The 13041-nt window shown below is 66.6% G+C and carries 11 protein-coding genes; 6 read left to right on the top strand and 5 right to left on the bottom strand.

The window, feature by feature from the left end:
• The first annotated feature begins 67 nt into the window (after window positions 1–67).
• Complete coding sequence (gene glpK, locus KDC96_RS09690; RefSeq protein WP_212448248.1) at window positions 68–1537, top strand: glycerol kinase GlpK; 1470 nt, start codon at window positions 68–70, stop codon at window positions 1535–1537.
• On the opposite strand, the gene KDC96_RS09685 is transcribed toward glpK, so the two are convergent.
• Window positions 1534–1992 (bottom strand): DUF1465 family protein, encoded by a 459-nt coding sequence (locus KDC96_RS09685; protein ID WP_212448247.1) that lies wholly within the window; start codon window positions 1990–1992, stop codon window positions 1534–1536. The genes glpK and KDC96_RS09685 overlap by 4 nt on opposite strands.
• 151 nt (window positions 1993–2143) lie before the next feature.
• Window positions 2144–2341, bottom strand: coding sequence for a YdcH family protein (locus KDC96_RS09680; protein ID WP_212448246.1), 198 nt, complete (start codon window positions 2339–2341; stop codon window positions 2144–2146).
• Window positions 2342–2528: 187 nt separating this feature from the next.
• On the opposite strand from KDC96_RS09680, the gene KDC96_RS09675 reads away from it, so the two are divergent.
• The 5 genes from KDC96_RS09675 to tilS all read left to right on the top strand — a co-directional run bounded on the left by KDC96_RS09675 (window position 2529) and on the right by tilS (window position 8243).
• Window positions 2529–2696, top strand: coding sequence for a YdcH family protein (locus tag KDC96_RS09675; protein ID WP_212448245.1), 168 nt, complete (start codon window positions 2529–2531; stop codon window positions 2694–2696).
• 81 nt (window positions 2697–2777) lie between these two features.
• A complete protein-coding gene (gene ptsP / locus KDC96_RS09670) occupies window positions 2778–5048 on the top strand; it encodes a phosphoenolpyruvate--protein phosphotransferase (RefSeq protein WP_212448244.1) in 2271 nt (756 codons plus the stop codon).
• A gap of 165 nt (window positions 5049–5213) precedes the next feature.
• Window positions 5214–6047: a helix-turn-helix domain-containing protein gene (locus KDC96_RS09665; RefSeq protein WP_212448243.1), complete on the top strand. Its 834-nt coding sequence runs from the start codon at window positions 5214–5216 to the stop codon at window positions 6045–6047.
• A gap of 198 nt (window positions 6048–6245) precedes the next feature.
• Entirely contained in the window at window positions 6246–7241 is a 996-nt protein-coding gene (locus KDC96_RS09660) for a tol-pal system YbgF family protein (protein ID WP_212448242.1), read from the top strand.
• Between the two features lie 105 nt (window positions 7242–7346).
• Window positions 7347–8243, top strand: coding sequence for a tRNA lysidine(34) synthetase TilS (tilS, locus tag KDC96_RS09655; RefSeq protein ID WP_371815470.1), 897 nt, complete (start codon window positions 7347–7349; stop codon window positions 8241–8243).
• A 32-nt stretch (window positions 8244–8275) separates the two neighbouring features.
• Here tilS and KDC96_RS09650 read toward each other — a convergent pair whose 3' ends face one another.
• The 3 genes from KDC96_RS09650 to glk form a co-directional block, all read right to left on the bottom strand.
• Window positions 8276–9145, bottom strand: a complete 870-nt coding sequence (locus KDC96_RS09650) for a L,D-transpeptidase family protein (protein WP_212448240.1) — start codon at window positions 9143–9145, stop codon at window positions 8276–8278.
• A gap of 121 nt (window positions 9146–9266) precedes the next feature.
• Window positions 9267–12059 carry a phosphoenolpyruvate carboxylase gene (locus KDC96_RS09645; protein WP_249171743.1) on the bottom strand — a complete coding sequence of 931 codons (2793 nt, stop codon included), beginning with the start codon at window positions 12057–12059 and terminating at the stop codon, window positions 9267–9269.
• Window positions 12056–13039, bottom strand: a complete 984-nt coding sequence (gene glk / locus KDC96_RS09640; protein ID WP_256438998.1) for a glucokinase — start codon at window positions 13037–13039, stop codon at window positions 12056–12058. Before glk ends, KDC96_RS09645 begins: the two co-directional genes overlap by 4 nt.
• Window positions 13040–13041 lie beyond the last annotated feature (2 nt).

The following is a 13041-nucleotide window of genomic DNA, read 5'->3' as shown; positions in this document are numbered from 1 at the left end:
TATCCCGGTAGGCTCCGGGTGGAAGGGTGGAGGGAGCGGGTGGCTGGGGCACTGCCCGGAGAGACCAATGTCCGATTACATTCTTGTTCTGGATGAAGGCACAACCTCGACCCGCGCGATGCTGTTCGCCAGCGACGGGGTGTTCGTCGCGAGTGCGCAGAAGGAACTGACGCAGCATTATCCGCAGAGCGGCTGGGTCGAGCACGATGCGGCCGAGATCTGGGACAAGGCGCTCGCCTGCGCGCTCGAGGTGATCCCCAAGGCGGGCGGGGCAGCCTGCATCGCGGCAATCGGGATCACCAACCAGCGCGAGACGGTGGTGGCGTGGGACAAAACAACCGGTGAGCCACTGACCCGCGCGATCGTGTGGCAGGACCGGCGGACCGAACCGTTCTGTGCCGAATTGCGCGGTGCCGGGCACGAAGACGACATGCAGCGCCGCACCGGCCTGCTGCTCGATCCGTATTTCTCGGGCACCAAGATGCGCTGGATGCTCGACAACGTGCCGGAGGTGCGAGCGGCGGCCGACAAGGGCACGCTCGCCTTCGGTACGATCGAAAGCTGGCTGATGTTCAAACTGACTGGCGGCGATCACGTGACCGACGCCAGCAATGCCAGCCGCACGCTGCTGCTCGAACTGGGCGGCGCGCAATTCGACGCGGGTCTGTGCGACCTGTTCGGCGTGCCGCACTCAGCGCTGCCCCGCGTGATCGACATGTCGGGTGCGCTGGGCGAGACGGCAGAGGGGCTGTTCGGCAGGCGCATACCCATTACCGGTCTCGCCGGCGACCAGCAGGCTGCGACGATCGGCCAGGCCTGCCTCGCACCTGGCGAGACGAAGGCAACCTACGGCACCGGTGCCTTCGTCCTGACCAATCAGGGCATCGCGATCCCGCGGTCCGAGAACCGCCTGCTCGGCACGGTGCTGACCCAGATCGAGGGCGAGCGGACCTATGCGATCGAAGGTTCGGTGTTTGTGGCGGGAAGCCTTGTGCAATGGCTGCGCGATTCGCTCGGGATCGTCGAGGTTTCAAGCCAGACCGAAGAGCTCGCCCGCTCGATCCCGGATTCGGGCGGAGTCACGATCGTGCCCGCCTTGTCCGGCCTCGGCGCACCGCACTGGAAAGCGGATGCGCGCGGGGTGATCACCGGGCTCAGTTTCGCCACCGGCAAGGCACAGCTGGCGCGCGCCGCACTGGAAGCGATGGCGCACCAGACCCACGATCTGGCCGAGGCTTTTGCCGCCGACGGCACGGCGTGGGAGACCCTGCGGATCGACGGCGGCATGGCGGCGAACGACTGGATGGCGCAGGACCTTGCCGACATGCTCGGCATCACGGTCGAACGCCCGGCCTTTGTCGAGACCACCGCGCTCGGCGCTGCGATGCTGGCCGCGGCGGGCGCCGGCGTCCAGCCAGATCTGGCAAGCGCTGCCGAAGCGATGCGGGGAACGCTGACCCGGTTCGAACCGGACATGGACGACGCGCGGCGGCAGGAGCGCCTGTCACGCTGGCGCAAGGCGCTGGCGGCGGCCTAGCCCCGCTCGAACTCGCGCCCGATCCGTTCTTGGAACGCGCGCACCGGAGAGGTGAGCTCGAAATTCCTGCGCCACGCCGCGTCGAGCCGGGCGATGCGGCGGTGCAGTCGCTCGGTCTCCTCGATCAGGTCGCACGTCCCCTCTTCGAGCAGTTGCAGCTGGGCGGGATCGGCAGGGCGATCTTCCGGCAGTGCCCCGTGCCTGCGCACCTGGCCTTCGCTCAGCTCGCCGGAGAAATACGCGCGCTGGTTCAGCAGCCATGCCAGCACATGCATCATCCGGGTTGTGGTCTTGAGTCCTTCGGTGGAGAGCGCGAGCCGCACCAGCGTGTCGTCCCCGATATCGGGTTCCCGCGTTCCCATCGCAAATACCGCCCGGACCTCGTCGGCGAGCACCAGCGCCTCGTTGTACAGCGCCTCGATAATCGGGCGGGAAAGGCTGGTCGTGCGAGTCATGGCAATTCCGGTCGCTACGCCTGCTGTCGGTGCTTCTCCAGACCCATAAGTATGATTTCCCGGCCTTATCGAAATGCGTCCCGCAGCGAGACAGAATCGCGCCTGCGTTAACCCGTCCGGGCGTGCCGCAACGTCGACCAAGGGTTTTGAATCACGCGATTATATCGGGCAGCAGCGTGTCTTCGATGATGGCGATCTGGTCTTTCAGCCGGAGCTTGCGCTTCTTGAGCCGAGCGATCTGCAACTGGTCGGTGGAGCCCGCTTCGGTCAAGGCCGCGATCGCCGCGTCGAGATCGCGGTGCTCGGTCTTGAGCAATTCGAGCCGTTTGCGAAGCTCCTGCTCATTCATCCGCCGGTCCGATCCCTTCGTGCCATTTTTCCGTCCGCTCGCCGTGCGCAGCGGTGGTGGTACCGATTCACCCGAATGAATAGGTTTGCAAGTTAATCATCTTGTGGTTTGATTGAATTGTGCGGTTCGTCCGCAACGGACGAGTCGCTCCCCGGGGGCAGCCCCCCGACAGTGAAGGAGATCATCTATGGCGTCGTCCGCAGCTGCATCACACGTTACTGCGCTCCAATCCAAACATGCCGGCCTCGAAGCCAAGCTTCGCGAAGAGATGGCCCGCCCCGCACCCGATGCCGCGACGATCCAACATCTCAAGAAACAGAAGTTGCGATTGAAGGAAGAAATCGGCCGCACTTGAACGCGCCATGCCCTGAAAAGCGCTTCACCCGCTCTCGCATGCTTTGATTTTGGCGTGCGGCTTCTCTAGTCCGGTCAAGACATGACCGCCACCGCCGCTGCCCGCCAAATCCTCACGCGACTGCACGAAGTCATGGCCTCGCGCATGTACGCGCAGGCCAAGCTCGATCGCGTGGTCGAGATCGTCGGCGAATGCCTCTCCAGCGAGGTCTGCTCGATCTACCTGCTGCGCGAGGGCATGCTCGAACTGTTCGCCACGCGCGGGTTGAACCAGAGCGCAGTGCACGTCACCCGGATGGCGATCGGCGAAGGTCTGACCGGGACGATTGCCGACAATGTCGAAACGCTCAACCTGGCCGAGGCCAAGGCGCATCCGGACTTCCAGTACCGCCCCGAAACCGGCGAGGAAAAATTCCATTCGTTTGCCGGGGTGCCGATCGTCTACCGCGAACGCGCCGTCGGGGTTTTGTGCGTCCAGCATGTCGATCCGCGCCGCTATGAAGACGTCGAGATCGAAGCGCTGCAGACCACTGCGATGGTACTGTCCGAACTGATCGCCAATGCCGAACTGATCGACGAGGAAGAAGCGCGCGGGCTGACCGAGGGGCAGACCGGGATGCTGAGCGTCGGCGGCCTGACGCTGGTCAGCGGGCTGGGTGTGGGGCAGGCGGTCTATCACCAGCCCCGGGTCCAGATCACCCAGGTCGTGGCAGAGGATACCGAAGCCGAGCGCCAGCGGGTCTACCGCGCTTTTGACAAGATGCGCGAACAGATCGACGGTCTCGCAGGGCAGGCGGAATTCGGGGTCGGCGGCGAACACGAGGAGGTGCTCGAGACCTACAAGATGTTCGCCTATGACGAAGGCTGGTCGCGGCGCATCAACGAGGCGATCGACAGCGGGCTTACTGCCGAGGCCGCGATCGAGCGGGTCCAGCAGCACACCCGCATGCGGATGCGCGAGATCGACGACCCGTTGCTTGCCGACCGGATGCACGATCTGGAGGACCTGGCCAACCGCTTGCTGCGGATCGTGTCCGGCCAGCTTGGTACGGCCGCTTCGCAGGGACTGCGCAACGATACGATCCTGATTGCGCGCAATCTCGGCCCGGCAGAGCTGCTCGAATACGATCGCCGCCGGTTGAAGGGGGTAATCCTCGAAGAAGGCTCGCTGACCGCGCACGTGGTGATCGTCGCACGCGCCATGGGCGTGCCGGTGCTCGGCCGCGCGCAGGGTATTCGCGGGCTCATTCGCGACGGCGACGAGATCCTGCTCGATGCCGCTGCCGGAACGGCGACGATCCGTCCGACCGCACCGGTCGCCGAAGCTTTCGAGGCGCGCTTCGCCAAGTCGCGCGAGAAGCAGGCTGCCTATGCCGAGCTGCGCGACGTTGAACCCTTTACGCGCTGCGGCACGCGCATCCAGGTGATGATGAATGCCGGGCTGCGCGACGATATCAGCTCGCTGGCAATGACCGGCGCGGACGGGGTCGGGCTGTTTCGCACCGAATTCCAGTTCCTCGTTTCGGCAACTCTGCCGCAGCGCGAAAAGCAGACCCGGCTGTATCGCGACGTACTCGATGCAGCGGGCGACAAGCCGGTGATCTTTCGCACGGTCGATATCGGCGGCGACAAATCGGTACCCTATCTCGCGTCGGAAATCGCCGACCAGGACGAAAACCCGGCGATGGGCTGGCGCGCGCTCCGGCTGGCGCTGGAGCGCGAGGGGCTGATGAAGGCGCAGGCCCGCGCGCTGCTCGAAGCGAGTGCCGGGCGTTCGCTCTACGTCATGTTCCCGATGGTGTCGGAGCCGTGGGAATTCGACGCCGCCAAGGCGGTGTTCGACGAACAGCTCAAGTTTCTGCGCAAGCACAAGAAACTGCTGCCCGAAGCGATCCATTTCGGCGCGATGCTCGAAGTGCCCGCGCTCGCCGAGGTGCTCGACGTGCTGCTGCCCAAGCTGAGCTTCCTTTCGATCGGCACCAACGACCTGACGCAGTTCCTGTTCGCCGCCGATCGCGCCAATCCCAAGATCGCCCAGCGCTACGACTGGCTCAGCCCGTCGATCCTGCGGTTCCTGCGGCGGGTGGTGCAATCGACCACCGGCAGCGGGGTCGATCTGGCTGTCTGCGGCGAGATGGGCGGGCGACGGCTCGAGGCGCTTGCGCTGCTCGGGATCGGGTTCCGGCGGCTGTCGATCACGCCGGCGGCGGTCGGCCCGATCAAGGAACTGGTCCGCAAGGTCGATCTCGCGGAAATTGCAGAGGTCATGAACGGCTGGCTGAACGAGCCCGCCATGGACCTCCGCAGCGAGCTCGCCGCATGGGCTGCCGAGCGCGATATCGAGTTCGATTGAACGCACGGGCAAGGCGAGTGATCGTCCGCGAATGCGGCCCAGCCGGGCTGCGGGGCGGCTCGCCCGATGAGACCCCGCCGGCGTCCGCGAATCATTGACACGTAGCGCTCGCACCGACTTTGTGCGTATATAGGACGATAGCCACATCGAACCGTGGACCGGGTCATGACAAACGATCAGCAAAATGCAGCCGAGGAGCTGCCCCTTTTGGGGGCGGGCGACCGGTTGCGCCTTGCGCGCGAGGAAAAGGGGGTCGATCTCGACCACGTTTCCGCCGAAACCCGTATTCCGCTGCGCCACCTGCAGGCGATCGAAGCCGGCGATTTCGAGTCGCTCCCGTCGCGCACCTATGCGATCGGATTTTCCCGAACCTACGCGCGCGAGGTGGGGCTCGACGACGCAGCGATCGCCGATCTCGTGCGCGAGGAAATGGCCGAGCGGCACAGCAATCGGGTGGTGATGGCGGGAGGGATGGAACCGGGCGATTCGACCAAGCTTCCGTCCGCCGGGCTCGCCTGGTTCGGCGCGTTCGCCGCCTTGCTGCTCGCGGTCGGCGTGGTGGCATTCTTCAGCACCTATTTCGGTGCCGGGACCGGCCCGGCGCCGCTGATTTCGGGGAACGACGCGGCTGCGACCGGGGAGCCGCCAGAGCAACTGGCCACCGCGTCCGGGCCAACGGCCAATGCCGCGCCGAGCGGGACGGGGCAGGTGGTATTCACCGCGCTCGAGGACGGCATTTGGGTGCGGTTCTATGAGGACGGCGGGGACCGGCTGCTCGAAAAGCAGATGGCCAATGGCGAACGCTTCGAAGTGCCCAGCGACGCGACCGAGCCGCGCATCAACACCGGACGCCCCGACGCGCTGGCGATCACGATCGATGGGCGGTCGGTTCCGAAATTGTCCGATGAACCTGTAACGCTGGGCGATACGCCGATCTCCGCCGCTGCCTTGCTGGCCCGGGCGGACGCGACCGGCCCCGTCACCCCGACCCCCGACTGACGCTTTCGCGCGATTTCCCACCGTTTGGTGGCACCCCGGTCTCGACTTGAGAGCCGCTTCCCGGCACAGATTCGGGCGCTGTTCATGCGCCGCGTTGCACTGTCCCAACGGCAGCGATTGCAGGGCGCAATAACGCTGCACCGTGTTTCGCCGGACCGGCAGGCGAGCACGCGACGCAAGAGAGGGAGCCCGACAGATATGAAGAGCCGCTACACGACACTGTCCGTTCGCCTTATCGCGGGCGCGCTTGCCGTTTCGACACTGGCCACCAGCCCGATCCCCGCGCTGGCGCAGGACCAGACATCCGAAGCGCGTCTGCGCAAGATCGAGGCCGAGATCCGCGCGCTGCAGCGCAATGTCTTTCCCGGCGGCGACGGGCGCTTCTTCGAACCGCAAATCGCCCCGAGCGAGACCGCCAACGCAGCCACCCGCACCTCGACCACACCGTCGACCACGGCGGTGACGGATATTCTCGCGCGGCTGGATGCGATGGAACTGCAATTGCAGCGCCTGACCTCGATCACCGAGGAGAACCAGAATGCGCTGAGCGGGTTCGAGACTCGTCTGGCAGCGGTGGAATCGGGCGCAGCCACCTCTTCCGCCATCCAGACCCCGCAGGCCGGCACCACCACCGGTGCAACCACCACCACCGAGACCAATCTCGCCGCCATGACCGGCGCTTCGAGCGGATCGGGCGCATCGCGGGCGATCGGCGGGGAAACGACCACGTCGCCCCAGGCGGCGAGCGGGCCCAGCGCTGCTCGTCTCGCCGCGGTGCAGGAAATCGCCAAGCCGCAAACCGGCGACGAAGGCGACGACGAATATTCCTACGGGTTCCGCCTGTGGAACGCCGGTTTCTTCCCGGAAGCGCGCCAGCAATTGTCGGACTTCGTGGAGAAGTATCCGTCGCACTGGCGCATGACATTCGGTCGCAACCTGCTGGGCCGGGCGTTTCTGGACGACGGCATGGCCGAAGAGGCCGCGCGCTGGTTCCTGCGCAATTACCAGTCCGACCGGACTGCCGCGCGCGCGCCCGACAGCCTGCTGTATCTCTCCGAAGCGATGATTGCGCTCGGCGACACCCGGCGGGCCTGCATCGCGTTGGCCGAATTCGGCGAGACCTATCCGGCAGTGGCGAGCGGACGGCTGCTCGACCAGTACGAGGCCAACCGCCGCAAGGTGACCTGCGAGTAGGCGCCGATTGATACCGCGCTCGATCCCGATCTGATCCGTCGCTTCGCCGAGGAGCTCGATGCGCTGTGGCCCGAAGCCGAGCGCACCGGGCCGCTGGGGCTGGCGGTGTCGGGCGGACCCGACAGCATGGCGCTGCTGCTTCTGGCCCACGGCGCGCTGCCTGGTCATATCGCGGCGGCCAGCGTCGATCACGGATTGCGAGCCGAGGCGTCAGGCGAGGTCGCGCTGGTCGAGCGGACCTGCCGCGAACGCGGCATTCCGTTCACGGCGCTCGCAGTGCGGGTCGGCCCCGGCAACCTGCAGGCCCGGGCGCGTGAGGCGCGCTACGCTGCGCTGGGTCGCTGGGTGGCCGACCGGCGGCTGGGGGCGCTCGCCACCGCACACCACGCCGACGATCAGGCCGAAACGCTGCTGATGCGCCTGTCCCGTGGCAGCGGGCTGTCGGGGCTGGCGGGGGTGCGTGCGGCGGCGTTGCTGCCCGATGGCGAGACGCCGCTGATCCGGCCGCTGCTGGGCTGGCGCAAATCCGAGCTGGAGGCGATCGTTGCCCGCGCCGGGATCCGTCCGGCCCGCGACCCTTCCAACGCTGATCCCGTGTTCGATCGGGTCCGCGTTCGCGAGCATCTGTCGCAGCATGATTGGCTATCGGTGGAATCGCTGGCAACCAGCGCGCAGCACCTCGCCGAAGCCTGGCGCGCGATCGAATGGTATGCCGAACTCGATCGGGAAGAGATGGTCCACGCGGACGATGATGGCGCATTCGTCTATTACGCCAATGTTCCGCGCATCGTCGCGATCGAAACGATCCGTCACATCGTTGCAGAGATGGGCGGCGCGGTCAGCCGCAGCGAGGCGGGCCGGGCGTTCGACCGGCTGTGGCGCGGCGAGAATGCATCGCTTGGCGGGGTACTGATCGTTCCCGGTTTCGAGGCGATCGAGCGCGCCGGGGTTGAAATGAGGGCGTGGCGGTTCGCCACCGAGCCGCCACGCACCAGCCACTGAGGCGGCTCCCCCCCGAGCCGCCCCAGCAACTATCAGCTAAGCTTGTCGCCGACCGCGATCATCTTTCCGCGGGTGATGATCACCTTGTCGCCGCGCTTGGCGATGGCGAACAGCTTTTCCGCGAACGGATCGGGCACGCCGATGCAGCCGTGGCTGGCATAACCGTTCATCACGGGCGAGCCGTGGATCGCAATCCCATCCCACGTGAGGCGCAGGGTCCAGGGCATCGGGGCGTTGTCGTATTTTTCCGACACGTTGTCCTTTTCCTTGGTGAGGATCGGGAAGCTGCCGAGCGGAGTGGGGTGTTTCTGCGTGCCCAGCAGCGCGACGGCGGTGCCGATTTCATGCCCGTCGCGGAATGCGCTGATGACGCGCGCGTCGAGATCGACGGTGATCACCAGCTTGCCCTTCTTCGGCGCGCGCGATTCGTCCCAGTACCATTCGCCGTACCGGATCGTGCCCTCGATCGGCAGGATGCTCTTGATGACGAACGGATCACTGCTGGCCAGTTCGCGGCTCGCGGTGGGGACCCGGGCCGTGGGCTGCGGGGCCGGAAGCGATTGCACCTGCGGGTTCGAGATCATCCGGGCGGCGGGGCCGCGCGGCGGTTCGTTTGCAGCCATCTCAGGCGCGTCCTGTGCCACCGGCTCGTCCAGAACCGGCAGTTCGGGTGCGACTTGCGCCCCGTAGGGCTGCGGCAGGCTCGGATCGACCACCAGCGATTCGCCACCGGTCGTCGGATCGATCGCGCGGATCGCGTTCACCGCCTCCTCGGCGACCTGCTCGGCGGCGTCGGCAGCCTCGTTGGCGGACGACTGCCCGATAGCGATGGAAGCGCCTCCGGTGACCAGAGCGATCGCAACGGTGGCGGCGATGTGAAGCGGTTTGAGTCCCTTGATCATGCGGCGCATTATGGCGCGTTAGCCGCGTAATCTCCAGAGGTTAACGCAGCCACGTCCCTGCGGGGGACGTTCGCGGGGTGAGTTCGTTAACGACAGCGGAGTCTCGCAGCCTCGCGCCCGATCAGCCGTGTGCGCCGAAATGGTTCGCGATCGTCGTGCCGATCCGCAGCATCAGGGCATAGGCGCGTTCGATCGGGTCGATCAGCTCGCGCCCGATCTGCGCGTAGCCTTCGGTGCCGCTGTCGGGGTAATCCGCCGGTGCGTCGAGCGCGAAATCGCTGGCCTGCGGAAAGTGCGTCGGGAAGGCGCGCCGCATCTGCGCCAGCGCATCGTCGACGCGCAGGCTGAACACCATTTCGAGCACGTCCTCGCGGCTGATATCGTTGGCGCGGCTGAACACCGGCACCGATACCGCCTTGATAAAAATGTGCTGCATCAAGGCCAGCCGCATCGACTGCGCTGCGCCGATCATCCGCCGTGTGTTCTCGCGGTCCGGGTCGGGCGCCTCGGCGGGAAGCATGCCCAGCAGGCGGTGGAACTTGAGCGCATCGACCCGCAGACGCGAGGCAAGGCGGCGGAACACCCCGGTGCGGTCGTCCTTGGTGAGATATTCCGCCAGCGATTCGCAGGCGGCGGAAAGATGCGGCTCGGTCCCGCGATAGGGGCGGCTCGCCCAGTATGCCGAATTGAACAGCTCGCCATGCGCCGCGACCGACTTGATGCTGGCGAGCGCGTTCGATGCCTGCGCCAGCCGCAGCAATTGCTGTCCGCGCTCGCTGTCCTCGATGAGCGCGGCAATCTCGTCGTAATTGCCATCGGCCGCGCTGCCGATCCCCGATATGACGTTCACCGGATAGCCGAGCTGCTGGAGGATCGCATTGTGCGGGATCGCGCGGATCTGCCGCAGGTTCATGTCGCGGTCGGCGGAAAGATCGGACTGACGGCGCGAGACGCGGCTGCCGGTCGAATTGAGCAGGCCCAGGCCGAACGCGGTGACCGCGCGCGAATAGGTCTGGCTGCGCAGGTGCCGGCGCTGATGCGCGCGGATCGCACGGTAGAAATCGAGGCTGATGTCGGTGCGTTCGTAGAACGGGTCGGCGCACACTTCGGAACGTTCGGGCTCCTCGGTCACGATCCGCGTCAGCGTTGCCTGTGCCAGCTCGGGTGTCGCGAAGTGCAGGTAGCCATCGCCGCCCTGGAAGCTGACTTCGGGTTCTAGCGCGATCCCGTTGCGTACGAAGCGGCTGCGCGCCCAGCGGCTCATCGGCCAGGTCAGCCGGTCGGCGAACCCGCCCGGATGCGCGCCGCGACCCATGCTTTCGCCATGCGTGTTGAAGATCAATGCGGCGACATCGGTGAGGCCGTTCTTCGCCAGTGCCTGCGCGAACCGGCCCTGCAAACGCTCGATCGCGAGGCTTGCCGGGATCTGCCCGACGAACCGCCCGGCATCCGAAAACCCCGTCTGGATGCAGGCGCGCCCGCGCAGCCGGGCATAGTGCTGGTATTGCTCCTCGGCGCACAAGGCGTCGAGAAACCGCCCGCCGTGTTCGAGCGCGCTTTCGGTTTCGAACAGCGGCGAGACGTCGACCCGGTCCTCGATCCCGAACAGCTTGGCGAAATAGAGCGAGGCGAGGATCGTCGAGGGCTGCTCGCATTCGGCGATCAGCATGCGGATCGGGGTGTCGGCGTCGATATGTTCGAGGATCTGCGCCATCGCGAGGAATTGCCGGATCGCGGTCGAGCTTTCGATCGCGAGGCTGGCGAAGTTGGTGCGCAGCGGCTCGACCTCCTGCAGCATCCGCCGCAACGTGGCCATCGCGCCCTTGCTGGCGAGATCGAGACCGGAAGGGTCCTTCAACCGGCTGCGGATCGCGTTGTGAAGCTGCTTGGCATTCACCCGGAAGTGGATGTGCCCCATGCCGAGCCCGTCCGCGCGCATCGCCGCGGCCAGCGTCTTGAGCGCGATCGCGCGTTCGACCTCGGCCTCGGCAGCCTCGTGTTCGAGTGCGGCGATCACCGGTTCGAGCGAGGTGAGCTTGGCCGGATCGTCACCGGTCAACCGGTTGGCGGCGGCGGAAAGGTCTTCGGGCGCATTCAGATCCTGCGAAAAGTCATCGGCGCTTCGGGCGGCCTGTTCCGCCCCGGCACGCAAGGTGGCGACCAGCTTGTGCGCCGGATCGATCCGTTCGAGATCGGCGGTGTAGCGGGCGAGCCTCTCGGCCTTTTCCGACAGGCGGAAGCGGATCGAGGTGTACCACTTGATATCGGTGCGCCCGTCCATGTCGTATCCGACCCAGCTTGCGAAGCGGAACGGGACGGGTGTCAGCTCGCGCCAGCGATCGGGCCAATGCTGCGCCGCGTGGCGCAGCGTCTGCCCGACGATCTTCGAGCGTGCATCCTGCGCGTGAGCGAGCGCGCGCACGACTTCGCCGTGTTCGTAATCTAGCGTGACCGCCGGGCGATCGCCCGTGGCGCTGCAGACCGAGCGGGTGATGTCGCCGTCCCTGCTGGCTGCGTCGGCAACGGCAGCGGACTGGCCGGGCGTCAGCAGGAAGGTCGGGTGTGCGGTAAAAACCGCGTGCAGGAACGGCGTTTCCCAGCGGGCGCGAAAGGCGGGAAGGTCATGGTCCCGGGTCAGAGCGTCTCCCAGCGTTGCCGCGTTGGCGTCCGGCGCGACCGGGGAGAGGTTACGCCGCAACCGCGTGGCGCGGGCCTGCAGGCTGGCGCATTCGAGTTCCTCGACCAGCGCCTCGAGCGCGTCGAGGTCGAGCGCGCCGCCTTCGAGCGCGCGCGACAGGTCGAGCCCGAGCTGAAACACCGGGTTGAACAGCGGAGTTTCCTGGGTGCGGGTGTGCAGCTGCTGCAACCGTTCGAGCAGGTCGGGGACGTGCTGCAGCACGGGTTTCTCGGTCACGCGCAATGCTCCTTGGCGAAGGCTGCGGCCGCACCATAAAGGCCCGGCTGAGGATGGACGATGAGCTTTACCGGCAGGGTCGCCATCAGCCCGCTGAAGCGACCCTTTGCGGTGAAGCGCGAGGCGAAGCCCGAGTTGAGCAGCGTCTCGCGGATACGGTAACCAAGCCCGCCGGCGATCACCACGCCGCCCGCCCCCTGGATCAGCGCGATGTTGCCCGCGACCGAGCCCAGCGCCATGCAGAACCGGTCGACCGCGGCGGCGGCGAGGCTGTCATCGCCCAATGCCGCCGCGGTCCAGATTGCGATATCATCGAGGTCCATGACCGCCCGGCCCTCCATCGCGGCGAGCGTCTGGTAGATATCGACGATTCCCGGGCCGGAGACCACGCGCTCGTCCGAAACGCGGTTGTGACGCTTGCGCAGCCGCGCGAGGATGGCGTCCTCGATCGCGTCGACCGGGGCGAAATCGCCGTGACCGCCCTCGGTCGCCTGGACATGCACCGCGCCGCCATCGCCGCGCCAGAAATAGGCGACGCCGAGACCGGTCCCGGGGCCGAGAACGCTGATCGTGCCGGTGGCGGGCAATTCGGTATCGGGTCCCGCAAGGTGCAGGAACTGCTCCGCCGGTGCGCGCGCCGCAGCATGCGCCACGGCGGCGAAATCGTTGACGATGGTGAAGCGCGAGCACCCGAGTTTCTCGCGGATCAGCGGCGGGCGGATGATCCACGGATTGTTGGTGAAGCGAATGATCTGGTCGTCGATCGGCCCGGCGATCGCCATCGCGACGCCATCGGGAAGCGTGCCGCCCTGCCGGTCGCGGTAATCCTCCCACGCGGTCTGAAAGCTGGCGTGATCGTCGGTATGCAGGGTGACCGGCTCGCCCAGCGTGATCGAGCCGTCATCGGCGATCGTCGCCATGGCAAAGCGGGCGTGCGTTCCGCCGATATCGACCGCGACGATTTCGGTCCCTCCGGCCAAGA

The organism is Erythrobacter sp. JK5 (assembly GCF_018205975.1).
Taxonomy (GTDB): domain Bacteria; phylum Pseudomonadota; class Alphaproteobacteria; order Sphingomonadales; family Sphingomonadaceae; genus Erythrobacter.
This window is presented reverse-complemented; position numbering and strand designations above follow the sequence as displayed.

Bases quoted from the DNA above. Each gene is read 5' to 3' on its own strand.
- glpK (WP_212448248.1), top strand. From the start codon at position 68: ATGTCCGATTACATTCTTGTTCTGGATGAAGGCACAACCTCGACCCGC.
- KDC96_RS09650 (WP_212448240.1), bottom strand. From the start codon at position 9,145: ATGATCAAGGGACTCAAACCGCTTCACATCGCCGCCACCGTTGCGATC.
- KDC96_RS09685 (WP_212448247.1), bottom strand. From the start codon at position 1,992: ATGACTCGCACGACCAGCCTTTCCCGCCCGATTATCGAGGCGCTGTAC.
- ptsP (WP_212448244.1), top strand. From the start codon at position 2,778: ATGACCGCCACCGCCGCTGCCCGCCAAATCCTCACGCGACTGCACGAA.
- KDC96_RS09665 (WP_212448243.1), top strand. From the start codon at position 5,214: ATGACAAACGATCAGCAAAATGCAGCCGAGGAGCTGCCCCTTTTGGGG.
- KDC96_RS09660 (WP_212448242.1), top strand. From the start codon at position 6,246: ATGAAGAGCCGCTACACGACACTGTCCGTTCGCCTTATCGCGGGCGCG.
- KDC96_RS09680 (WP_212448246.1), bottom strand. From the start codon at position 2,341: ATGAATGAGCAGGAGCTTCGCAAACGGCTCGAATTGCTCAAGACCGAG.
- KDC96_RS09675 (WP_212448245.1), top strand. From the start codon at position 2,529: ATGGCGTCGTCCGCAGCTGCATCACACGTTACTGCGCTCCAATCCAAA.